Source organism: Nocardia sp. JCM 34519.1, assembly GCF_020361265.1.
GTDB classification, from domain to species: domain Bacteria; phylum Actinomycetota; class Actinomycetes; order Mycobacteriales; family Mycobacteriaceae; genus Nocardia; species Nocardia arthritidis_A.
On the sequence record NZ_JAIRBR010000012.1, the window covers coordinates 261997 to 284542 of the forward strand.

The 22546-nt window shown below is 67.4% G+C and carries 20 protein-coding genes; 10 read left to right on the forward strand and 10 right to left on the reverse strand.

Annotation, left to right across the window (positions count from 1 at the left end):
- Positions 1 to 382 precede the first annotated feature (382 nt).
- The 3 genes from LGY53_RS27515 to argH all read left to right on the forward strand — a co-directional run bounded on the left by LGY53_RS27515 (position 383) and on the right by argH (position 3989).
- Positions 383 to 1585 (forward strand): argininosuccinate synthase, encoded by a 1203-nt coding sequence (locus tag LGY53_RS27515; protein ID WP_225729607.1) that lies wholly within the window; start codon positions 383 to 385, stop codon positions 1583 to 1585.
- Between the two features lie 64 nt (positions 1586 to 1649).
- Positions 1650 to 2549, forward strand: a complete 900-nt coding sequence (locus tag LGY53_RS27520; protein WP_225729608.1) for a class I SAM-dependent methyltransferase — start codon at positions 1650 to 1652, stop codon at positions 2547 to 2549.
- A gap of 15 nt (positions 2550 to 2564) precedes the next feature.
- On the forward strand, positions 2565 to 3989 hold the full coding sequence (gene argH / locus LGY53_RS27525) for an argininosuccinate lyase (protein WP_225729609.1): 1425 nt from the start codon (positions 2565 to 2567) through the stop codon (positions 3987 to 3989).
- Here the strand turns inward: argH and LGY53_RS27530 are convergent.
- Together LGY53_RS27530 and LGY53_RS27535 are read right to left on the reverse strand one after the other, a co-directional pair.
- Entirely contained in the window at positions 3978 to 4637 is a 660-nt protein-coding gene (locus LGY53_RS27530; RefSeq protein WP_225729610.1) for a hypothetical protein, read from the reverse strand. The genes argH and LGY53_RS27530 overlap by 12 nt on opposite strands.
- 82 nt (positions 4638 to 4719) lie before the next feature.
- Positions 4720 to 5394 (reverse strand): hypothetical protein, encoded by a 675-nt coding sequence (locus LGY53_RS27535; protein ID WP_225729611.1) that lies wholly within the window; start codon positions 5392 to 5394, stop codon positions 4720 to 4722.
- A 119-nt stretch (positions 5395 to 5513) separates the two neighbouring features.
- On the opposite strand from LGY53_RS27535, the gene LGY53_RS27540 reads away from it, so the two are divergent.
- Complete coding sequence (locus tag LGY53_RS27540; protein ID WP_225729612.1) at positions 5514 to 5837, forward strand: multidrug efflux SMR transporter; 324 nt, start codon at positions 5514 to 5516, stop codon at positions 5835 to 5837.
- Between the two features lie 46 nt (positions 5838 to 5883).
- Here LGY53_RS27540 and LGY53_RS27545 read toward each other — a convergent pair whose 3' ends face one another.
- Positions 5884 to 6609: a Uma2 family endonuclease gene (locus LGY53_RS27545; RefSeq protein ID WP_225729613.1), complete on the reverse strand. Its 726-nt coding sequence runs from the start codon at positions 6607 to 6609 to the stop codon at positions 5884 to 5886.
- A 298-nt stretch (positions 6610 to 6907) separates the two neighbouring features.
- On the opposite strand from LGY53_RS27545, the gene LGY53_RS27550 reads away from it, so the two are divergent.
- Genes LGY53_RS27550 through LGY53_RS27560 form a run of 3 tightly spaced genes read left to right on the forward strand, consistent with a single transcriptional unit; the run spans position 6908 to position 9746 of the window.
- Positions 6908 to 7684: an ATP-binding cassette domain-containing protein gene (locus tag LGY53_RS27550; protein WP_225729614.1), complete on the forward strand. Its 777-nt coding sequence runs from the start codon at positions 6908 to 6910 to the stop codon at positions 7682 to 7684.
- On the forward strand, positions 7681 to 8730 hold the full coding sequence (locus LGY53_RS27555; protein ID WP_225729615.1) for an ABC transporter permease: 1050 nt from the start codon (positions 7681 to 7683) through the stop codon (positions 8728 to 8730). Before LGY53_RS27550 ends, LGY53_RS27555 begins: the two co-directional genes overlap by 4 nt.
- Positions 8731 to 8771: 41 nt before the next feature.
- On the forward strand, positions 8772 to 9746 hold the full coding sequence (locus tag LGY53_RS27560) for an ABC transporter substrate-binding protein (protein ID WP_225729616.1): 975 nt from the start codon (positions 8772 to 8774) through the stop codon (positions 9744 to 9746).
- A 1-nt stretch (position 9747) separates the two neighbouring features.
- On the opposite strand, the gene ilvA is transcribed toward LGY53_RS27560, so the two are convergent.
- Both ilvA and LGY53_RS27570 read right to left on the reverse strand, forming a co-directional pair.
- On the reverse strand, positions 9748 to 10968 hold the full coding sequence (ilvA, locus tag LGY53_RS27565) for a threonine ammonia-lyase (RefSeq protein ID WP_225729617.1): 1221 nt from the start codon (positions 10966 to 10968) through the stop codon (positions 9748 to 9750).
- A gap of 195 nt (positions 10969 to 11163) precedes the next feature.
- Positions 11164 to 12162, reverse strand: coding sequence for an SDR family oxidoreductase (locus LGY53_RS27570; protein WP_225729618.1), 999 nt, complete (start codon positions 12160 to 12162; stop codon positions 11164 to 11166).
- Here LGY53_RS27570 and LGY53_RS43990 point away from each other — a divergent pair.
- Positions 12068 to 12547 (forward strand): helix-turn-helix domain-containing protein, encoded by a 480-nt coding sequence (locus LGY53_RS43990; RefSeq protein ID WP_225729619.1) that lies wholly within the window; start codon positions 12068 to 12070, stop codon positions 12545 to 12547. The two genes, LGY53_RS27570 and LGY53_RS43990, sit on opposite strands and share 95 nt — an antisense overlap.
- A gap of 64 nt (positions 12548 to 12611) precedes the next feature.
- On the opposite strand, the gene LGY53_RS27580 is transcribed toward LGY53_RS43990, so the two are convergent.
- Positions 12612 to 13796: a serine hydrolase gene (locus LGY53_RS27580; protein WP_225729620.1), complete on the reverse strand. Its 1185-nt coding sequence runs from the start codon at positions 13794 to 13796 to the stop codon at positions 12612 to 12614.
- A 234-nt stretch (positions 13797 to 14030) separates the two neighbouring features.
- Between LGY53_RS27580 and LGY53_RS27585 the strand changes: the two genes are divergently transcribed.
- Positions 14031 to 14546: a hypothetical protein gene (locus LGY53_RS27585; protein WP_225729621.1), complete on the forward strand. Its 516-nt coding sequence runs from the start codon at positions 14031 to 14033 to the stop codon at positions 14544 to 14546.
- On the opposite strand, the gene idi is transcribed toward LGY53_RS27585, so the two are convergent.
- Genes idi through LGY53_RS27605 form a run of 4 tightly spaced genes read right to left on the reverse strand, consistent with a single transcriptional unit; the run spans position 14533 to position 18991 of the window.
- Positions 14533 to 15099 carry an isopentenyl-diphosphate Delta-isomerase gene (gene idi, locus LGY53_RS27590; RefSeq protein ID WP_225729622.1) on the reverse strand — a complete coding sequence of 189 codons (567 nt, stop codon included), beginning with the start codon at positions 15097 to 15099 and terminating at the stop codon, positions 14533 to 14535. The two genes, LGY53_RS27585 and idi, sit on opposite strands and share 14 nt — an antisense overlap.
- Positions 15096 to 15962, reverse strand: a complete 867-nt coding sequence (locus tag LGY53_RS27595) for a geranyl diphosphate 2-C-methyltransferase (RefSeq protein ID WP_167474094.1) — start codon at positions 15960 to 15962, stop codon at positions 15096 to 15098. Before LGY53_RS27595 ends, idi begins: the two co-directional genes overlap by 4 nt.
- 31 nt (positions 15963 to 15993) lie before the next feature.
- A complete protein-coding gene (locus tag LGY53_RS27600; RefSeq protein ID WP_225729623.1) occupies positions 15994 to 17571 on the reverse strand; it encodes a family 2 encapsulin nanocompartment cargo protein terpene cyclase in 1578 nt (525 codons plus the stop codon).
- Between the two features lie 10 nt (positions 17572 to 17581).
- Positions 17582 to 18991 (reverse strand): family 2B encapsulin nanocompartment shell protein, encoded by a 1410-nt coding sequence (locus tag LGY53_RS27605; RefSeq protein ID WP_225729624.1) that lies wholly within the window; start codon positions 18989 to 18991, stop codon positions 17582 to 17584.
- A gap of 545 nt (positions 18992 to 19536) precedes the next feature.
- Between LGY53_RS27605 and LGY53_RS27610 the strand changes: the two genes are divergently transcribed.
- A complete protein-coding gene (locus tag LGY53_RS27610; protein WP_374111244.1) occupies positions 19537 to 22440 on the forward strand; it encodes an acyl-CoA synthetase in 2904 nt (967 codons plus the stop codon).
- Positions 22441 to 22546 lie beyond the last annotated feature (106 nt).

Below are 22546 nucleotides of genomic sequence, written 5' to 3' on the forward strand. Positions count from 1 at the left end.
TAGTAAAAAGGAATGATAGCTGCCTCTGTTTCGGCATCGGTGAAATAGATCTAGCCATAGAATTCCCCCCCATTTCGATCGTGAAGACTCGGATCCGTCAGCGTTGCGGATGCTGCGGCCGAGCCCTGTCGTCTCTTCGAGCATCGCATCGTTGGATGTCAGCGGGAAGCCGTGCCTGCCGGGTTGGCAGTCCGTCGGCGAATCTGGCAGTCCACACTGCCGTCAGGCGGGCGACCCACCCCCAGTTGTGAATGGGCTTGCATCGTCATGCATAATCATTTGTAGGCCGTGCGGGCCGCCGCGGCGCTCGAATGACGGGGACGCCGGACCGCGCCCCGCCCGCACCCACCACAGACCTACTGGCACGAAGGAGCACAAAGACATGTCCGACCGCGTCGTACTCGCCTACTCGGGTGGGCTGGACACCTCCGTCGCGATCAGCTGGATCGGCAAGGAGACCGGCGCCGAGGTGGTGGCCGTCGCCATCGATCTCGGCCAGGGCGGCGAGGATATGAACGTCGTGCGCCAGCGCGCCATCGACTGCGGCGCCGTCGAGGCCGTCGTCGTCGACGCCCGCGACGAATTCGCCGACGAGTACTGCCTGCCCACCATCCAGGCCAACGCCCTGTACATGGGCCAGTACCCGCTGGTCTCGGCGATCAGCCGCCCGCTCATCGTCAAGCACCTGGTGGAGGCCGCCAAATTCCACGGCGCCAGCACCGTCGCGCACGGCTGCACCGGCAAGGGCAACGATCAGGTCCGCTTCGAGGTCGGCATCGGCGCGCTCGCCCCCGACCTGAACGTCATCGCCCCGGTCCGCGACTACGCCTGGACCAGGGAGAAGGCCATCGCCTTCGCCGAGGAGAACGCGCTGCCGATCAACGTCACCAAGAAGTCGCCGTTCTCCATCGACCAGAACGTCTGGGGCCGCGCGGTGGAAACCGGCTTCCTGGAAGACCTCTGGAACGCCCCGACCAAGGACGTCTACGACTACACCACCGACCCGACCGTCAACTTCGAGGCGCCCGACGAGCTGATCGTCACCTTCGACAAGGGTGTCCCGGTCGCCATCGACGGCCGCCAGGTCACCGTGCTCGAGGCCATCGTCGAGCTGAACCGGCGCGCGGGCCGTCAGGGCGTCGGCCGGCTGGATATGGTCGAGGACCGGCTCGTCGGCATCAAGAGCCGCGAGATCTACGAGGCGCCCGGCGCCATCGCGCTGATCACCGCGCACCAGCACCTGGAGAACGTCACCCTCGAACGCGAACTGGGCCGGTACAAGCGGCAGGTCGAGCAGCGCTGGGGCGAGCTGGCCTACGACGGCCTGTGGTTCTCCCCGCTCAAGCGGGCGCTCGACGCATTCGTCGCGGAGACCCAGCAGCACGTCTCCGGCGATATCCGGATGGTGCTGCACGGCGGCAATGTCGTGGTCAACGGCCGGCGCTCGGAGCAGTCCCTCTACGACTTCAACCTGGCCACCTACGATGAGGGCGATTCCTTCGACCAGTCGCTGGCCAAGGGGTTCGTGCAGATCCACGGCCTGTCGTCGAAGGTGGCGGCCCGCCGCGACTTGAACCAGAAGTAGTACGCGAGCGGTGCTCTGGACGTAGCGTCGGGTCGGATCGGCGGATAGAAGGAGCGGCAGCGCTATGCGGACGGATGACGACAGCTGGGACATCACGACGAGCGTCGGCGCGACCGCGCTCGGTGTGGCGGCCATGCGGGCGGCCGAATCCAGCCGCCCCGACGCGCTGTTCCACGACCCGTACGCCGCGGAACTGGTCGCCGCGACCGGTGCGCCCGCGTGGCAGCGGATCGGCGCGGCGGTGCGGTCCCGGGTAGACGAGGCCACCGCCGAGTCCTATCGCCCGATCGGCTCGTTCATGGTCGCGCGGACGCTGTACTTCGACGAGTACTTCGCCGCGGCGAGCGCGGCGGGCATCCGGCAGGCCGTCATCCTGGCGGCCGGGCTGGACGCCCGCGCATACCGGCTCGACTGGCCTACGGGCACAACGGTATTCGAGCTGGATCAGCCGAAGGTGCTGGAGTTCAAGGCGGCCGCGCTCGCCGCGCATCAGCCGCGGGCCGACCGCCGTGAGGTCGCCGTCGACCTGCGCCAGGACTGGCCGAAGGCATTGCGGGACAAGGGTTTCGACCCTGGCCGACCGACAGCCTGGCTGGCCGAGGGGCTGCTGCGCTACCTGCCCGCCGACGCACAGGACCGGCTGTTCGAGAACATCGTCGCGCTGAGCGCGCCCGGCAGCCGGGTCGCGGTCAATATCGCGCACGACCGTCCGCGCCCGACCGAGGAACAGCGGCAGCGGCGGGCCCGGCTGAAGGAACAACTCGGCATCGAGGTCGATTTCGACATGCTGTGGTACCCGAGCGACGGCCGCTCCGATCCGCGGGAGTGGTTCGCCGGGCACGGCTGGACCATCTCAACCGGCGACCCGGTGACGCTGCTCACCGAGCGCGGCCGCGAGGTGCCCGATACGGCGCGGGCCGAAATGGGGCGCCACAATCTGATCACCGCCGAACTTCCGGCCTGACGACGAGGAGTACACGTGGGGACCAACGAGGGCGCGCTCTGGGGCGGCCGGTTCGCCGCCGGACCGGCCGCCGCGATGGCCGCGCTGAGCAAGTCGACGCATTTCGACTGGGTGTTGGCGCCCTACGATATTCGCGCGTCCAAGGCGCACGCGCGGGTGCTGCACAAGGCGGGTCTGCTCTCCGACGCCGACCTGTCCGGCATGCTGGCCGGGCTGGAACGGCTTGCGGCGGACGTGGATTCGGGCGCGTTCACCCCCGCCGAATCCGATGAGGACGTGCACGGCGCGCTGGAGCGCGGGCTGATCGAGCGGGTCGGCGCCGAACTCGGCGGCAGGCTGCGCGCGGGCCGCTCGCGAAACGACCAGGTGGCAACGCTTTTCCGGATGTGGCTGCGCGATGCGGTGCGCCGGGTCGCGGCCGGGGTCCTCGATGTGGTCGACGCGCTGGTCGCCCAGGCCGCCGCGCATCCGGACGCGGTGATGCCGGGCAAGACGCATCTGCAGGCCGCCCAGCCGGTGCTGCTGGCCCATCACCTGCTCGCGCACGCGCATCCGCTGCTGCGCGATATCGACCGGCTGCGCGATTTCGACAAGCGGGCGGCGGTGTCGCCGTACGGATCCGGCGCGCTGGCCGGCTCCTCGCTCGGCCTCGACCCGGAGGCGATCGCCGCCGAACTGGATTTCACCGCGGCGGCGGCCAATTCGATCGATGCCACCTCATCGCGCGACTTCGCGGCCGAGGCGGCGTTCGTGCTCGCCATGATCGGCGTCGATCTGAGCCGCATGGCCGAAGAGGTGATCATCTGGAGCACACCGGAATTCGGTTACCTCACGCTGGCCGACGCGTGGTCGACCGGATCGTCGATCATGCCGCAGAAGAAGAATCCGGACGTCTCCGAACTCACCAGGGGTAAGGCCGGGCGGCTCATCGGCAACCTCACCGGTCTGCTCGCCACCCTGAAAGCTCAACCGCTGGCGTACAACCGGGATCTGCAGGAGGACAAGGAACCGCTCTTCGATTCGGTAGCCCAGCTGGAACTGCTGCTGCCCGCCATCGCCGGACTGGTCGGCACGCTCACCTTCCACACCGAGCGCATGGCCGAACTCGCGCCCGCCGGTTTCACACTCGCCACCGACATTGCCGAATGGCTTGTCCGGCAAGGTGTTCCGTTCCGGGTGGCGCATGAGGCGGCCGGTGCGTGCGTGCGCGCCGCCGAGGCGCGCGGCGTCGGACTCGACGAGCTGACCGACGCGGAGTTCGCGGCCATCGATCCGGCGCTCACCCCGAAGGTGCGCGAGGTGCTCACCGTGCAGGGCTCGATCGCCTCGCGCGATGCCCGCGGCGGCACCGCGGGTGTGCGGGTCGCCGAGCAGCTCGACGAAATCCGCTCCACCGCCGTGGAATTGCGCGGCTGGGCGGAACCGGATTCAGCGCTCTAGCAGTTTGGCGACCGTGAGCAGCGGGGCGGCCAGGGTCGGAATCGCGGCCGGGTCGCCCAAGCTGCCGGGGAAATAGGTGAGCAGCGTGTCGCCGGTGATCGACCAGTGCGGCACGATACCGGCGAGATGCGCCTGGACGAGCGGTTGGCCGACGAGCTGACGGGCATGTTCCGGATCCGCACTGGTGATCTGGAAGCTGTTGTCGAACAGCGGATTACCGGTCTCCACCGGCGGATGCCCGGTATGCGCCAACTCGGTGTGCTGGTCGCGGACCGTGACGGTGATCGGCGGATGCGGCCGGTCCAGGGTGATCGCCACCACCACGCACTGATGGGTCAGCCGCGTCGAATCGTCCTCGGGGTCGGCGGGATTCGCCGATGTCGTATACGAATAGTCCGCGACGGTCACCGGAAATCCGTCCAGCACACCGGTCAGCGTCGATCGCAGCCCGCGCACACTTTTCCTGGGTAGTCGCGCCACCCATTCGGCATCGGATCGCGGTGCGTACCGCCATCCGGTCTCCGCCGCCCACCGCTCCAGCGCCTGCCGCCTGGTCGAACCGGCCCGGGCCAGGGCGGCGGCCAGGATCGCGACGACCACCAGCACGATCGCCGTCGCCACCGAAAAGATCGTCAGAGCTGTCGCCATCACCACCACACGTCCTCTAGATCATTCTGCCGCAACCGCATCGGTGTCCGCCGGTGCCGGGAGTGCCCCGGCGCCGGACAGATCATGGGCGACCGAGCAGTTCGGCCACCCGGAGCAGGCCGATGCCACGGCCGTATGCGACGTCCGGATCCCGCAGTCGGCCGGGGTAGTAGGCGAGTAGTTGATTGCCCACCACCGACCATTCGGGAACGGCGCGGGCGACGTGGGCGTCGATCAGCGGTTTGCTCACCAGCCAACCGGAGTATTGCGGATCCGCGGCAAGGATGCGGAAGTCCTTGTCGAACACCGGATTTCCGGTCGCTGTCGGCTTCTCGCCGAATACGGCCCGGCCGAGCAGGGACAGTGCGCCGCGGGTGCGTACCTCGATGTGCGGGTGCGATTGATCGAGGTGGACGACGGTCGCCACGTAGTAGGTGGTGTGGGTGCGCGTCCTGCTGCGGCCGCGGCTGTCGGTGCCGGTCTGCTCCGTCAGATACCAGTATTCGGCGATCGTCATCCAGCGACCGTTGACCTGACCGGACATGATCGCGCCGATGCCGCGCCTGCGCGTGCCGGGCATCCGGGTGATCCACTCGGCGCCGCCGGATTCCGCGAAACTCCACCCGCGCGCGGTTGCCCACTGCCGCAGTGCTTCCAAGCGTTTGTACTCGGCGTGGCTCCGCAGCGGGATCGCCACGAGCCCCAGTATGAGCACCGCGACGACCGCGAGGCACATCGCACCGACGATCAACTCCATCGAACACCCCCTCGTTCGGCGCCCCCGCGCGCCGTTCCGCCATCATTGTGCGTGACCTTGCCCACCACGGTGACACCGCGGTGCCCATCGAATGCCCGCACGCTGACTACGCTGCGGCAATGACCTTGCTACTGCTGGCGCTGGCCATTGCCTCCGAGGTGACCGCGACCGTATCGCTGAAACTCTCCGACGGCTTCAGCAAGCTCGCGCCGTCGGTGATCGTCGTCATCGGCTACTGTGCCGCCTTCTTCTTCCTCTCACAGGCATTGAAGCGCGGCATGCCGATCGGCGTCGCCTACGGCATCTGGTCCGCGGTCGGCGTCGCCGCGATCGCCGTCATCGGCGTGCTGTTCCTGGAGGAGCGCCTCAGCCTGGTGCAGGTGGGCGGCATCGGTTTGGTGATCGTGGGTGTGCTGGCACTGGAGTTGGGCGGGGCGCACTGACCCGCCGGCCGCACCGGATTCGGCTGGGGCGCGGCCGACGGTGGTGTCAGAAGAGTTGAGACGTCTCGAGGTCGAGCTCGAGCGGAGCTGGAAGGTAAAGTACCGCACCGATTTTGGCTGTTTGACTGTGCTGGTACTCGCCCTGGGCCGGATCCCAGAAGATGGTGACCTCGGATCGGTGCCGGTCGACGAGCAGATACAGCGGAATCTCGGCCTGCGCGTACGCGTCGCGTTTCTCGACCCGATCGACCTCCGCGTCCCTTTCCCGGCCCGACGTGATTTCCAGGACGAGCACGACGCCTGTTGTGCTGGACCATGTCGTCGGCTGGCCCCGGAAGTGCCTGCGCGGAGCGAGGACGCCGTCCGGGCGGGCGCGACCTGTTCGATATCCCGGGACGGCCAACGCCCGCTCCTGGTATAGCCGCAGGTCGGGGTGGTGCTCCCGGATCTGATCGCCGATTTCGACGGCGCAATCGTCGTGTTCGCCGTCCGGCGCCGGAACCACGTACACCCTCCCATTGATGAGCTCGACAGTAACTTCCTCCGACGCCGCGCGTTCCAGCCGCTCGAAGGCGGCGAGGCTCACCTCGAAGTCCAGCTCGCTCATCTTCCCAGCGTAACCGGCTGTAGTTGGATGGGCCGACGGTCGAACCCGTGTCGGCTCGGCATAGATCCGTCCATCGATGAGCTCGAGGCGAAGTTCGCCTGCGGCAGCCTCGTACAGTGCCTCGAATTCGGCGAGGCGCACCTCCGTATTCGCCGGATAACTCATAACCCCCTCCTCAGCGTCGATTCGGCTATGCCTTTTGTCTATGACGTGACACGATCCACTTTGGTTCCCGTGACCCGCCGAAAATCACGATCGGATCTCGGCAGGTTCCGAAATGGTCATCCGGCCAGGTTGATTCGCCGTCTACCAGGCGAAATGGCCGGGGTGCCAACCCCTTCCGCTGCACCATACGCAACAAACCGGGGATTTCCGCGAATACGTCCCGGGAATCGGACATCCGATCGTACGATCGGCCGATGGACTGGACGTTTGCTCAGCCGCGGCTCGCCGGATGTGCCGGATGACCTCGGATAATGGTGTCGTGCTCGAGGCCGAGGGGTTGATCAAGCGATACGGTGGGGTAGAGGCGCTGCGCGGGGCCAATTTCCAGGCCCGCGCGGGCGAGGTGGTCGCGCTGATCGGGGATAACGGCGCGGGCAAATCGACTCTGGTGAAATGCCTTTCGGGCGCCGAACAGCCCGACGGGGGACGGATCCTGCTCGACGGCGCGCCGGTGGTCTTCGGCACGCCGACCGCCGCGCGCAAACTCGGCATCGAGACGGTCTACCAGGATCTGGCCGTCGCGCCCGATCTCGATCCGGCCGCGAATCTGTACCTCGGCCGCGAACTTCCGCGCCGCGGCCTGCTCGGCAAGCTCGGCATGCTGGACAAGTCGGCGATGAAAACCCAAGCCGTAGAACATTTCCGCCGCCTGGGCGTCACCCTGCAGAACATCGACGTCCCGATCGGTGCGCTGTCCGGCGGGCAGCGGCAGAGCGTCGCCGTCGCCCGCGCGGTGATGTGGGCGAGCCGGGTGGTGTTCATGGACGAGCCGACCGCCGCGCTCGGCGTCGTCCAGCGGGAGCGGGTGCTCGACGTCATCCGCCGGGTCCGCGATCAGGGCATCGCGGTGGTGCTGATCAGCCACAATATGCCCGAGGTGCTTTCGGTCGCCGATCGCATCGAGGTGCTGCGGCTCGGCCGCCGGGTGGCCCGTTTCGTCGCGGCCGACGCGACCTTGGAACAGTTGGTCGGCGCGATGACCGGCGCGCTGTCGCAGGAGGAGGATGCGGCATGACCGAGAAAACCATCGATCCCGTCGAAACCAACGGCGGCGCGGATCTGCCGAGGCGCACCATCTGGCAGCGGCTCACCGGCGCGAGCACGGTCTGGATCGGCCTGGTGCTGGTGCTGCTCGTGATCGTATTCAGCATCCTGCGCCCGAACGCGTTCCCCACCAGGTTCACCCTGCAGACGCTGCTCATCGAAACCGCTGTGCTGCTTGTGCTTTCGGTCGGCATGACGTTCGTCATCATCACCTCCGGCATCGATCTGTCGGTGGGCATGGTGTTGATCTTCTCCGGCGTGGTCGGCGCGAAAACCATGGAGTGGCTGAGCCCCAACGAGGACGCGACCCACGCGGGCTGGGGCCTGATCGCCCTCGGCTTCCTGATATCCGTTGTGGGCGGCGGCTGTTGGGGTCTGGTGAACGGTCTGCTGGTGGCCAAGGCCAAGATTCCGCCGCTGATCGTCACGCTGGGCTCCTTCGGCGCCGCGCTCGGTGCCGCCCAGCTGATCACCGGCGGCGTCGACACCCGCACCGTCCCCGAAAAGCTGCGTGACTCACTGGGTTTCGGGACGGCGCTGGGCGGTGTGCCGAATCTGGTGCTGGTCGCCGCCGTGGTCACCGTGGTGGCCGCGTGGGGCCTGCACACTACCCGGTTCGGCAGGCACACCTACGCCATCGGATCCAATCCGGAGGCCGCCCGCCGCGCGGGCATCCCGGTCACCCGCCATCTGGTCTTGGTGTACCTGATGACCGGATTGCTTTCCGGCCTCGCCGGTTTCATGAACCTGGCCTATTTCGGCACCACCACCATCAGCGGCCACGGCACCGACAACCTGGATGCCATCGCGGGCGTGGTGATCGGTGGCACAAGCCTTTTCGGCGGTGTCGGTTCGGTGATCGGCACCGTGATCGGCGTATTCATCCCTTCGGTGCTGAAGAAGGGTTTCGTCATCGCGAACGTGCCGGTGTTCTGGCAGCCGATCGCGGTCGGCGTGGTTTTGGTGGCGGCGGTCTGGTTCGATCAGGCCCGCCGCCGCGCCAGGGACCGGGCATAGGAATTCGGCAGTTACAACAAGAAAGGGCGGAGGTAGCCGAGATGAGGGTGGCGAAACGTACCGCTGTGGTGTTCGGCGTCATGGTCGCGGCGGGTGCGCTGCTGGCCGGATGCGGTGGAAAGGTCGGCGGTTCGGGTGGCAACGACGCGAAGAAAATAGTGCTGATTCCGGGTGTGGCCAACGAACCGTTCTACATCTCCATGCAGTGCGGTGCGCAGGAGGAGGCGGCGAAACTCGGCTACAAGCTCGATACGCAGGCCCCGACCCAGTTCGACGCGGGCGCGCAGACGCCGGTGCTGAGCAGTGTGGTGGCCAACAAGCCCGGCGCCATTCTTATTGCGCCGACGCACGCCACCGCGATGGCCAATCCGATGAAGCAGGCCAAGGATGCCGGGATCAAGATCATCGAGGTGGATACCGCCCTCGACGACACCTCGATCGCGCTGTCCTCGATCTCCTCGGACAACAAGAAGGGCGGTCAACTGGCCGCGCAGACCCTCGCGAAGCTGGTCGGCAACAAAGGCCCGGTGCTGGTGATCAACACCAAAGCGGGCACATCGACCACCGACGCGCGGGCGCAGGGCTTCGAGGACGCACTCAAGAGCTTCCCCGAAATGTCCTCGCTGGGCGTGCAATACAACAACAACGACGCCGCGCAGGCCACCTCGATCGTCACCGCGACGCTGGCCGCGCACCCGGATCTGGCCGGGATCTTCGCGACCAACCTGAGCTCGGCCGAGGGCGCCGCCGCAAGCCTGCGTAACGCCAACAAACTCGGCCAGGTGAAGCTGGTCGGCTTCGACGCGAGCCCGAAACAGGTCGAAGATCTGAAAGCCGGTACGGTGCAGGCGCTTATCGCCCAGGACCCGGCCGGTATCGGTGCGAAGGGTGTCGATCAGGCGGCGGCCGCGTTGGAGGGCAAGCCCGTCACGCGGACCATCCAGACCGACATGATCGCCATCACCCAGGCCGATATGGACGCCAACTCCAAGTACTTCTACAAGAGCAAGTGCTGAGTCAGTCCTCCACGCGCACTGCGTAACCCGCGTTCTCCAGCGCATCGAGCACATCGGCTCGGTGGTTCGGGCCGCGGGTTTCCAGCGTCAGCGAGACCTCCACCTCGTCGACGGCCAGCGAGGTCCCGGTGCGCGAATGCGCGACGTCGACCACGCTGGCCCCGGTCTTGCCGACCACCGAGAGCAGCCCGCTCAACGCACCCGGCCGATCCGAAAGAGTAAGGCGCAGCGCGAGATAGCGGCCCGCGGCGCTCAACCCGTGCCCGATCACCCTGGTGAGCAGCAGCGGATCGATATTGCCGCCGGAAAGGATCACCGCGACCGGCCCCTCGAGGTCCAAATCCCTTGCGGCGGTGCTCATCAGCGCCGCGACCCCGGCCGCGCCCGCCGGCTCCACGATCAGCTTGGCCCGTTCCAGGCACAGCAGCAGCGCCCGGGACAGCTCCTCCTCGTCGACCGTCACCACGGTGTCCACGAATTCGGCGACGTGCGCGAACGGCACGGCGCCGGGCAGTCCGACGGCGATACCGTCGGCCATCGTCGACATATGTTGGGCCCGAACGGGTTTACCCGCCGCCAGCGAACCCGGCCAGGCCGCCGCGCCCGCCGCCTGCACCCCGATCACCCGCACCTGCGGCGCCAGGTGGTGCAGCGCGATCGCGACACCGGCCAGCAGTCCGCCGCCGCCGGTCGGCACCAGCACCGTCCCGACCTGCGGCTGCTGCTCCAGAATTTCCAGTGCCACCGTCGCCTGTCCGGCGACGACATCGGCGTGATCGAACGGGTGGATCAGCGTCGCACCCGTATGCTCGGCGAATTCCAGTGCGGCCGTCAGCGAATCGTCGATGATCTCGCCCACCTGCTGCACCGTCGCGCCGTAGGCCCTGGTGGCCACCAGCTTCGGCAGTGACGCGCCGACGGGCATGAAGACCGTGGATTCGATGCCGAGTGAGGCCGCCGCCCATGCGACGCCCTGCGCGTGATTGCCCGCGCTGGCCGCGACGACGCCCTTGGCCCGGTCGGCGGCGGGCAGGTTGGCGATCCGGTTGTAGGCCCCGCGCGGTTTGAACGATCCGGTTCGCTGCAGGTTCTCGCACTTGAGCAGCACATCGGCGCCCGCTTTCTCGGACAGCACCCGCGACGCGACCAGCGGTGTCCGCCGGATCACCGGGGCCAGCAGTCCGGCGGCGGCTTCGATCCGATCCAGCCCGATCAAGTCCATGCCGCGATCCTGCCAGCCGTCCGCCGACCTGTCGCACGCAACTGTCCCCAGTGCGCAGAACGGTCAGCTCCACTCGACCGGGGCTCGTCGCGCGTGCACAATTTGCCGGGTTACAGTGACCGGACCGGTCGGTTCGTGGACTTCATTCGACGCTACGACCCACATCGCGGCAATTGCGAGTGTTCGGTCGGTGGCTCATCGGAAGTCGGCGGCGTGGTCGGTTGCCCATTGCGCGAATGTCCGTGCGGGAGTGCCGAGGATGTTGGTGACGGGGGTAGTGGCCGCCGGCGGCGCCTCGGCCGCGGCCTTCCATCCGTCGAGAATGGCTTCCGCGACAAAGGGTGGCAGGGTCTCGAGCAGTTCCGCGTGTGCTTGGTCCGGGGAGGATTCCTCGATGACGATGTCACGACCAAGGGCCTCGCCGATGTGTTGCACCTGGCGACGCAAGGTGAGCGTTTCGGGTCCGGTGACGACGTAAGCGTGGCCGCGGTGAATCGGGTCGAGCAGGGCGGCCGCCGCGATCGCGGCCACATCCTTTTCGTGGACGGGTGCGGTCTGTGCATCTGGATACGGCAGCCGGACAGCATCCTTTTCGCGGATGGGGCGCTGCCACGACCACAGTGTGTTGGTGGCGAACATCCCGGGGCGGATGAACGTCCATGCCAGATTCGATGCCTCGAGCGCGGATTCGACCCGCGCGTGCATCCACGCGGTGGGATCGCTGGCGGGATCGAGGTCGCGGACGGCGACCGACGAGAGCAACACGACATGTTGCACGCCAGCGGATTCGGCGGCTGCCACGAATCCGTCGATCCCAATTGGGTTGGCGTAGAGGAATACCTTGTGCGCGCCGTCGAGCGCGGCCTGCAAGGTTTCGGGGTGGTCCAGGTCGGCGGTGACCACGTCGGCTGCTCGCGGGAGCATTGCCTCGCGAGGGTTGCGGCTGGTCAAACGAATCTGTGCGCCAACGGAATTCAACTCTGCCGCGACATGGCGACCGACATTTCCACTGGCTCCGAAAACGACTGTCAACATGGCCCGAAGGGTAGGTCCGCGAACTCGCGCCCGGTAGGTACCTACTTGTAGGTAAGCTGCCGATATGGAGGTACGGTCGCAGGTCTCTCGTGCACCTGTGTCAGAACCGGGTGATGTAACTAACATCGAATGCTCGGCACGAGAGGTGGTCGACGTCACCAGCCGATGGGGCGGCCGCATCCTGAATGCCTTGCAGGACGGGCCATTACGGTTCTCGGAACTACAGGCGGCGATCGACCGCATAAGCGACAAGATGCTGTCGCAAACACTGCGGATCCAGATCCGTGACGGGCTCGTACTCCGCACCGTAGAACCCGCCACCACGCCGCCACAGGTGAGCTACGAGCTCACCGAACTCGGGTACAGCCTCACGGAGTCGTTACGCCCCTTCCTGGCGTGGGTTCGTCTCCATGCCGCGGACGTGACCGCCGCACGACAGGCTTACGACCTACACAACAGGTGGCGGACAGCTGCCTGCACGGGCCCGTATCCGGGATGCATGACTTCGCCCGCGCCAAGGTTTGTGTCCGGCGGAGTGGTGTAGCAGCCGCGCTGCCGCCTACTGGTTACGGTCGAGGGCATCGCGGCGACGCGACCCCGACGCACGATTACTCGGAAGCGGCCGACTCCCGGGCGAAGTGGTGCGCCAGCGCGCCCAGCCGGGCCAGCCGTGCGTCGCCGAGCGGGGTCAACCTTCCGCCCAGGCGGTTCGTCACGAATCCCAGCGACATGCCGGTGGCCGGATCCGCGAACGCCCCGGATCCGCCGAGACCGAAATGGCCGAAGGCGGAAACGGGTTCGGTCTTGGATGGGCGCATCGGCACGCCGTGGAAGCCGAGTGCCCACGGAACACGCAGCGCCAGAACATAATCCGGGGTGAAAACCTGACGTTTGCGCATCGCCGTTATGGTTTCGGGCCGCAGCAGCCGCACGCCGTCGAGCTGGCCGCCGTTCGCCAGCGCCGCGTACATCCGGGCGAGCGCATGCGCGGAGAATACGCCGTTCACCCCCGGCATCACCGAATCATGCAGGCGGGCATCGGAAACCAGGTCGGCGAAGCCGCGTGGCGTGGTTTCGGCCGCCGCCGCGAACCGGGTTCTGGTCAGCAGGTCGCTGCCGCGGTCCCAGCTCATACCGGCCACCGTCAGGCGCGGGAAGTTGGGTGCGATGCGGTGGCGCTGATCCTCCGGTACGCGGAACCAGAGTTCCTCGGCCGCAAGCGGTTCCGCGATCTCGGTGCGCAGCGCCTCGGTGAATTTCTGCCCGGTGACGCGGCGCACCAGCTCGGCGGCCAAGTGCCCGTAGGAGATTCCGTGGTAGCCGCTGGTGCGGCGGTGCCGCGGATCGGGCGTTGCGGCGGCGAGTGCGGCGGTCACCGCGGCGTCGTCGAAGAAGCGGTCGGCGGGCCCGGGCAGCAGACCGCGCAGCCGGTGCAGTCCGGCGCGATGAGTCAGCAACTCGCGGACCGTGATTCGCTGTTTGCCCGCGGCCGCGAACTCCGGCCAGTAGGTGGCCACCGGCTCGTCGTAGTCGAGCAGGCCGCGTTCGGCGAGCCGGTGGATCAGGGTCGAGACAACGCCTTTCCCGGTCGAATAAGCCATCGCGACGGTGTCGTGCCGCCACCGCTCGCCCGGTCGCGCGAATCCGGCCCACACATCGACCACCGGCACTCCGTGCTGATAGACCGCGAGCGCGCCGCCGCCATCGGACGGTTTCCGGAAGAGCCGGTCGAATTCGGCGACCAGACCGGCGAAGCGCCGGTCGACGAACTGGCGCGGCGAAGAATCTGTCATCGGTAACCCTCTGTCTCGAATTCCGACAGCATGACACGGTCCGAATCCGCGGGCGTGCGCGAGGAGGCTTGAACATATCGAGACGTAGATATGCGCATCTAGCTATTAGATGTCCACCTCGAGACACGCCCGAAACCTCGGTACAAAGACCGGCAAGGACCGGTATGGAATATTCGACCCGGCTCATGCTCCACCGTTTCTGCAGGTCAACTGCCCGCGAGAAGAGGTGCACGCGTGTCGGTTCTCGGAAGGTCCGCGGTGGCGGCCGTTGTATTCGCGTCGGCGTTCGCCGCCCCGGCGGGTGCGACGCCGGAGCTTCCGCTGGGCGGCTGCTCGGGTGGTGAATTCCGTTGGACGGCAACGGAAGGCGCGATCACCATGCAGCCCAAGTTGCTGACGTTCGCGTCGGCGGGCGTGATCAGGGACTGTGTCGGTGGGCCGCCGGACATCACGGGCGGCACGTTCACCGGCAGCCATGTGGCGATGTCGGATTGCATGCATCCGGCCGACGGTCCGCTGACGGTATGGGTCACCTGGTCGAACGGGCTGAAGAGCACACTGTGGGGCCAGTGGCCGGTGGGTATGGTGCAGCCGACGGTGGGCCCGCTCGATGTGGTCGATGGCCTCGGCAAGGGTATGCGGGCGAATATGTCCGTGGTCTACGACATGACGCCGGATATGGTGATGGACTGCCTCGGTCCCGGCCTGCGGACCGGGACCGGGCATTTCAGCGGGACTACGTTCGGCTGAGGCGGTGCTTTCCGGCGCCCGCTTCGATGACGTCGAGAACGCCTGGCAGCCACGGGGTGTAGCCGCCGGGATCGGCGGCGAGCGCGTCGCGCAGCGCGTCCGGCATGATCCAGGCCCAGTCGGCGACCTCGGCCGGATCGGGCTGCGGTACCGCGCCGACGAGCGTGCCGACCAGCACGTGATCCCATTCGTATTCGACGCGGCCGGTGGCCGGATCGCCTGCCTGGTAGCGGAAGGCGCCGACCTCCGTCAGCTCGGTCGCCAAGCCGAGCTCCTCGGCGAGCCGGACCGCCGCCGCTGCCGCCACCGGTTCGCCGGGCGCTGGGTGGCCGCAGCAGGTGTTGGTCCAGAGCTCGGGGAAGCGGGTCTTCACCGCGGCCCGCTGTTGCAGCAGCATCCGGCCCGAGTCGTCGAACAGCAGCACCGAGAACGCGCGGTGCAGCAGGCCGGGCGCGGTGTGCGCGACCGATACCGGGCACGTACCGACCGCGCGACCGGCCTCGTCGACCAATTCGACGGGCAGGTTCTCGCGGTCGGTCGGTGCTTGGGTCACCGCCCCACCTTATCGGCTGAGATCAGCAGGTACTGGAAGCTGCCGTCCTTGTACGCGGTGAGGAACGGCTTCTCCACCCCGGTCGCGAGCTCGGATTTCGTGCGCAGTTCCCAGTAGGGGATGGTGGCCGCCGTCAGATCGACGACATCGATCGGCACCAGGCCGTTATCGGCGAGCGCGCGGAAATATTCGCTGCGCGGATGGATCATGCAGCCGTAGTGCGCGTCGATCCAGCTGACCGAGGCCGAGCGCCCACCGGTGACATCGTTGGAGCAGCCGGTGATGCACACGTACCGGCCGCCGGGTTCGAGCAGCCGGGAGAATTCGCCGAACAACTCGAAAAGGTCGACGTACATGGTGGTTTCGTTGGTCCAGATACCGCGCATGCAGCCGGTGTCGAAGCCGGTGTCGAGCATATTGCGGAAGTGGAACCGCACCTTGTCCGCCACATTCCGTTGTTGTGCTTGATCATTCGCGAATCCGACCTGGTATTCGGAGATCGTGACCCCGTCCACCTGACAGCCGAAACGCTGGTTCGCCATGAAACTCGTTCCGCCCCTGCCGGATCCGCCGTCCATCAGCCGGTCGCCGGGGCGGACGTCGCCGAGGTGGTCGAGCAGCAGATCGGCCTGTGCGGTTTCCAGACGGTGCAGTTCCTTGACGATCCGCTGCTGGCGGGTCTCCTCCGGACCTTCCAACACCGAGAGGTCCGGTTCGCCGATGCCGTAGTGGTGGTGGTAGATCCCGTCGACCTCGCCCAGTTTGGTGTTGACCCGGTCGTCGTTCGGGTTGTTGTTCCAATACTCCGCAACGGATTTCTGATAGCTGGTCCGCAGTACGGATCCGGTGTCGGCAATGGTCATGCCAGGTCGTCCTCTCTCGTGCGGTGAAGAGCTACTGGTAGCGCTTGCTGCCTGCGTGCCAGGCGCGATTGCCGCCCATCCACGCCCACAGCCCGGTGAGGAAGCGGCGCAGTTCGGGTGAGCCGGCCGCGGCGAGCACGGTGGCCTCGCGTTCGAATCGGTGCATCAGTTCGTCGTGTACTTCGGCGGTGCGCTGCACCGCCTCGTGCCTGGTGCAGCCCTCCCGGGCCGACAGCACCGTCGGCAGGTTGAATTCCCTTCCGCCGGAAAGGTCTTCGCGTGCCATCGAATACAGGTCGTTGACCATCTGGGCGGCGAGCGCCGCGGTGGTCGTCACCCGGCGCATCCCGGGATCGGTGTATTCGGCGGCGGGCAACTCGTATCCGCCCACCGCGTCGATCGGGGCCATACACGGCAGGAAGCTGTGCGGCTGCCGGTTGGTGAGGTACTCCCACACCGGTGGCATCCGCCCGGCGGCCCGCCAGCCCGCCTCCGCGCCCAGCGCGATGAACCAGCCCGCGATCTCCGTGCGCAGCCGGGCCAACTGCGCCGGGGTGGCGTAGTGGGCCATGTGCTCGAAGGAGGTGCGGAAGGCGCGCAGGATCGGGTCGGCCTGCAGCGCCTTCTCCAGCTCGGGCGCGTAGCGGGCCGGAAGGTGTACCGGATCCATTGCGGCGGCGGCCATTTCGAGCTTAGGCCCGAGCTCGGCCCAGGCCACCGACGGCGAGCCGTCGGGTGCGGTGTCCGGTGCGTCCTCCTCGCAGTAGTAGTCGTCCACCGACCATTCCGTGACGGCGCATTTGGCGGCGGCGAGCAGGCGGTCCGGGTCGTCGGTGTCGGGGTGGGCCAGCATGATCAGCCTGCCGAAGTCGGCGTCCCGGAGCTCATCCAATCTGCCTTCGTAGAGCCCGATTTCGGCGGCCCAGGCGATGAGCCCGTCGTTGACGAGCTCGGCGAGCTCGGGGTTGTCGCGCACCGGCGGCGGGCAGTACAGCGCGGGGATCGCGGATGCCGATTCGGCGGGCGGTCGCCGGATGCCCGCCGAATCGGTTCCCAATCCCGTTGGGCCGGTTGGGAATCGCGGTCTCGGTGACGGGTCCGCCGCCGGTGTGCCCGACCGGGTCGGGTCCGACGGCGGTCGCCACTCCTGCGGACCCCTCGGTGCACCGCCGGAGCTCGGCGCGGGGCGTACCCGATGCGGGTACGCCGTCGCGGCCCCCAATCCCGTCGGGCCGAGCGGGATCCGCGATGCGGACGGCTCGGCGCCTACGGCAACATGCGGCTCGGCGGCCGCCGAGACGTTGCTGATATCAGCGGATCCCGCTGGCGCGGTGACGGATTCGCCGCCGACCTGTGCCGGTGCGGCGTCCATGGACGGCAACCGCAGCGCCGCGGCCCCCAGCCCGCTCGGCCCGAGCAGCCTTGGCGGCACCGGCGGCTGGGGCGGCACCGGCGGCTCGGGGCTCGCGGGGACATCCCCGGTCGTCTCCGGTTGCGTGGCGAAGGGGTCCGCCGGTGCGGTCGTCGAGAAATCAGCCAGCAGCGCGGCGACGGCCGCGGCCACATCCGAGGTGGCCGGCCGCGCCGCCGCGCGGGAGAAGACCGACATTGCGCATCACCTATTCGGCCTGCCGGGCGACCAGGACATTGTCGAGAATCCCGAGCGCATCCGGCACCAGAACCGCGGCGGAGTAGTAGCAGCTCACCAGGTAGGAGATGATCGACTGGTCGTCGATGCCCTTGAACCGCACGTTCAGGCTCGGCTCGAATTCGTCCGGAATTCCGGTCTGGTGCAGGCCGATAACGCCCTGATCCTTTTCGCCGGTGCGCATGGCCAGGATCGATGTGGTCTGGGCGTCGCTCACCGGAATTTTGCTGCACGGGAAGATCGGCACACCGCGCCACGCGGGCACCCGATTGCCGTCCACCTCGACCGGATCCGGGTACAGGCCGCGTTTGCTGCACTCCCGGCCGAATGCCGCGATCGCCTTCGGGTGTGCCAGGAAGAGTCTGGTGCTGCGCCGCATGCTCAGCAGCTCGTCCATATCGTCCGGTGTCGGCGCGCCGGATTCGGAGTAGATCCGCTGTTTGAGATCGCAGTTGTGCAGCAGACCGAAGTCCTCGTTGTTGACGAGGTCGTGTTCGCGGCGCTCGTACAGCGCCTCGATGGTCAGACGTAACTGCTGCTCCACCTGGTTCATCGGGTCGTTGAACAGGTCGGCGACGCGGGTGTGCACGCGCAGCACGCTCTGCGCCAGGCTGAGTTCGTATTCCCGCGGGGTGGCGTCGTAGTCGACGAACGTGCCCTGCAGCAGTGGCTCGCCGGCGTGTCCGGAGTGGATCTGGATGTTGGCCTCGCCCTTGGTGTTCTGCGGCGGTGCGGGCCTGCTCGCGACGCCGGAAAGTTGCTCGCGCAATGCGGGCGCGTTGTCGAGCATTTCCTGGAACGCCTGCCTGGAAAGTACGAGCATGGTCGTCTTTTTCACGGCCTTGACGGTGACCGGCCAGATGGCATCGGAGTCGGTGAGCATTTCGGAGCCGAAGTAATCGCCGTCGCCGAGCAGGCCGAGCACGGTTCGCTCGCCGAATTCACCGGTGCCGAGTTTGGTCAGTTTTCCGTGCACGATCAGCATTACCCGATCCATCGGATTACCGAATTCGGCCACCACCGCGCCCGGTTCGATATCGAGTTGTTCGAATCGTTGCGCGAGCGCGCTCAACACCTCCTCGTCCTCGAAATCCCGCAGCGGCGGAAGTTCGGTGAGTTCGAGGGGAATTACTCTGGCCTTCGAACCGTCGACGACGAATTCGACCTCGCCATTGCCGACGGTGTGGGTCAGGCGGCGGTTCACCCGGTAGATACCGCCCTTGACCTCGGTCCACGGCAGCATGCGGGTCAGCCAGCGGGACGTGATGCCCTGCATCTGCGGTTCGGATTTGGTGGTGTGCGCGAGCTGATGGGCGGCGCCCGTACTCAAGCTCTTCTGTTGTCCGTTGGTTTCGGTCTGGACCGGCATTTCGATCGTCATGCGTCGTCCTCACCTAGGTGTCGATCATCGAGAGTTGTTCACAACAAACCGGCAGGCCTGGATCAGGTCTGCGAGAAACTATGCAATGGAGCGAATTGGCTTGCGCGACAGTGCGTTCGGAGCCGTTACTGATGGTAGTTCGCGAAACCTGTTGCCCGCAGCGGTTTTCCGAACAAAGCTGAGTACTGGTCGGCACGTTTCGGTGCGGATGTGGTGTGAAATGGGCGAATAACATCCGGCGCGGCGTATGCCGAAGGGTTTCGCCGCGCACCGCCACGCGGTTGCTCGCCGGTGTCCGGATCCGCATGCGGCGGCGCGACATATCGACGCACCGGGCGGCTTCCGGTAGCTCCGCGATCGCCGCCCGGTGCCGAAACCGCATCCTCGATGCATGGAACCGATCACACGAGCCACATAATGGTCATGCGGTGTGGGAAGCTCGTCTCAACACAGTGGGGTGTGTGATGCGGGTCACATAGGGAATCTGGCCAGGAGTGATCGTGAAGTTCAGTGCGAAAAATGTGGTCGGGTCGGTGCAGCGGTTGATGGCGACCGCGCAGAACGGGCTCGAGGTGATCCGATTCGGCGGGCTGAGCCATGACGTCGAGGCCTCGCCGTACGAGATCGTCGAGCGCCGTCGGATGTACCGGCTGCGCCACTATTTCCCGGACGACGCTGCCCCCGGCCGTCCGGTCGCGGTGCTCGTCCCGCCGCTGATGGTCAACGCCGATATCTGGGACGTGAATGTCGCCGACGGCGCCGTCGGCATTCTGCATCGCGGCGGAATCGACTGCTGGGTGGTCGATTTCGGCTCGCCGTCCACCGAGGAGGGCGGTTGGGAGCGTGACCTCGCCGACCATGTGCTCGCGGTGAACAGCGCCATCGACACGGTCACCGAGGCCACCGGCGCCAACGTGCACCTGATGGGATATTCGCAGGGCGGCATGTTCGCCTACCAGACCGCCGCCTATCGAGACGGCAAGGGCGTCGAATCGATCGTCACCTTCGGCAGTCCGGTGGACGTCGTCGCGGGTATGCCGTTCGGGTTGCCGTACGGCGTCGTCTCCGATGTCGCGGATTTCCTGGCCGACCATGTGGTCACCCGGTTGCCGATCACCGAATCCATGGTGCGCATCGGCTTCCAGATGCTCGATCCGATGAAGACCGCCAAGGCTCGCATCGATTTCCTTCGGCAGCTGCACGATCGGGAGGCGCTGCTGCCCAAGGAGCGCCAGCGCCGCTTCCTCAACAGCGACGGCTGGGTGGGCTACGCGGGCCCCGCGGCCGCCGACCTGCTCAAACAATTCGTGGCGCACAACCGGCTGATGTCGGGCGGCTTCGTAATTCGCGATCAGCCGATTTCGCTGGCCGAGCTGAAATGCCCGATCCTCGCCTTCGTCGGCGAGGTGGACGATATCGGCCAACCCGCCGCGGTCCGCGGCATCGTGCGGGCGGCGCCCAATGCGGAGGTGTACGAGGCGACCCTGGTCGCGGGTCATTTCGGCCTCGTCGCGGGCAGTATGGCGACCAATCACACCTGGCCGCTGGTGCGTGACTGGATCGACTGGCTGGACAACGACAAACCGCTGCCGGACGAGATCGTGCCGATGTCGGATCAGGCCGCGGTCAGCAAGCCGCGGTCGGCGGCGACCAGGGTGGTGCACACCACCGCATCGCTCGCCGAGGCGGGCGCGGGCATGGGTAAGGCGCTGGAGGCGATCGTCAGCAATACGGTGCGCGGCTCGGTGGACCTGGCCGGCGAGGCGGCCCGCGCGCTGCCCCGGCTGACCCGCCTGGGCATGATCCAGCCGCACACCCGCATCTCGCTCGGCAGGCTGCTCGCCGAACAGGCCCGCCGCGCACCGCTGCGCGACCTGTTCCTGTTCGACGACCGGGTGCACACCAATGCCGCGGTGAACGTCCGCATCGATAATGTTGTGCGCGGTCTCATTTCGGTCGGCATCCGGCCCGCGCAGCGCGTCGGCGTCGTGATGGAGACCCGGCCGAGCGCGCTGGCCACCGTCGCGGCGCTGTCCCGGCTGGGTGCGGTCGCGGTGTTGCTGTCACCGGGCAGCGAGCTGGCTCGCGCTATCGAACTCACCGGTGTCGCAACGCTTGTCGCCGATCCGGAGAATCTGCGCCAGGCCGTTGCGACCGGCGCGCGGGTGCTCGTACTCGGCGGCGGCGAATCCCGCGAGCTCGGTATCCCGTTGGGCGAGAACGTGATCGACCTCGAGCAGATCGATCCGGCGCAGGTGCGGCTGCCCGCCTGGTACCGGCCGGATCCGGGGTTGGCCCGGGAACTGGCCTTCGTGCTGGTGAGCGGCACCGGGGATCGGTTGGAGGCCAAGTACATCACCAACCATCGCTGGGCCCTGTCCGCCTTCGGCACCGCGACCACCGCCGATCTCGACCGCCGCGACACCGTGTACTGCCTTGCGCCGCTGCATCATTCGTCGGGCCTGCTGGTGAGCCTCGGCGGCGCGGTCGCGGGCGGCAGCCGGATCGCGCTGGCCCGCTCGCTCGACCCGGCCAGGTTCGGCGCCGAGGTGCACCGCTACGGCGTCACCGTGGTGACCTACACCTGGACCATGCTGCGCGACATCCTGGACGCCGACGTCTTCCCGGCCGGGCACAACCATCCCATCCGATTGTTCATCGGCTCCGGTATGCCCGCCGGACTGTGGCGGCGCACCACCGAACAGTTCGCGCCCGCGCGGGTGCTGGAGTTCTACGCCTCCATCGAGGGAGATGTGGTGCTGGCCAACGTGACCGGCGTGAAGACGGGCTGCAAGGGCCGTCCGGTGCCGGGCACCGCGCGGGTGGAACTGGTTGCCTACGATCCGGAATCGGGCCAGATCCTGACCGACGACCACGGTTTCGCCCGGCGCGCCGCCGACAACGAGGTGGGGCTGCTGCTCGGCAAGGCGGCCGAGGGCGTCGACATCTCCGACGGCGGCCTGCGCGGCGTCTTCGCGGCCGGTGATTCCTGGATGCCGACCGAAAACCTGTTCCGTCGCGACTCCGACGGCGACTACTGGCTGGTCGACCGGAAGGATACGGTCATCCACGCCGAGCGCGGCCCGGTGTTCGGCCAGCCGATCGTCGACGCGCTGAACGAGCTCACCCCGGTCGATATGGAGGTGGCCTACGGTCTGCCGTCGGGCGGAAGCTGCATCGCGGTGGCGGCGGTGAGCGTGCGCAAGGGATTCCGGCTCACCGCGAAGGATGTCACCGAGGGCATGCGGGCGCTCGATCCGAATCAGCGCCCCGACATCGTCTACGTGGTGGATGACATCCCGCGCAGCGCCTCCTACCGTCCGTCCACCAGGGCGGTGCAGGCCGCTGGGCTGCCGGAACCGGGTGAGCACACCTGGCGGTATCACCCGGAGACCGAATCCTATGAACCGCTCACCGCGGACGAGGCGCGAGAACTGTTCGGAGCGTAGGGCTTTCGTGCGGGGGGGCCGGGCGGGGCCCCCCCCCCCTGCACACCCCCAACACGGGACCCCCCCGCACACCCCCCGCCACGGCAGACGGGGGCCCCACGGGCCC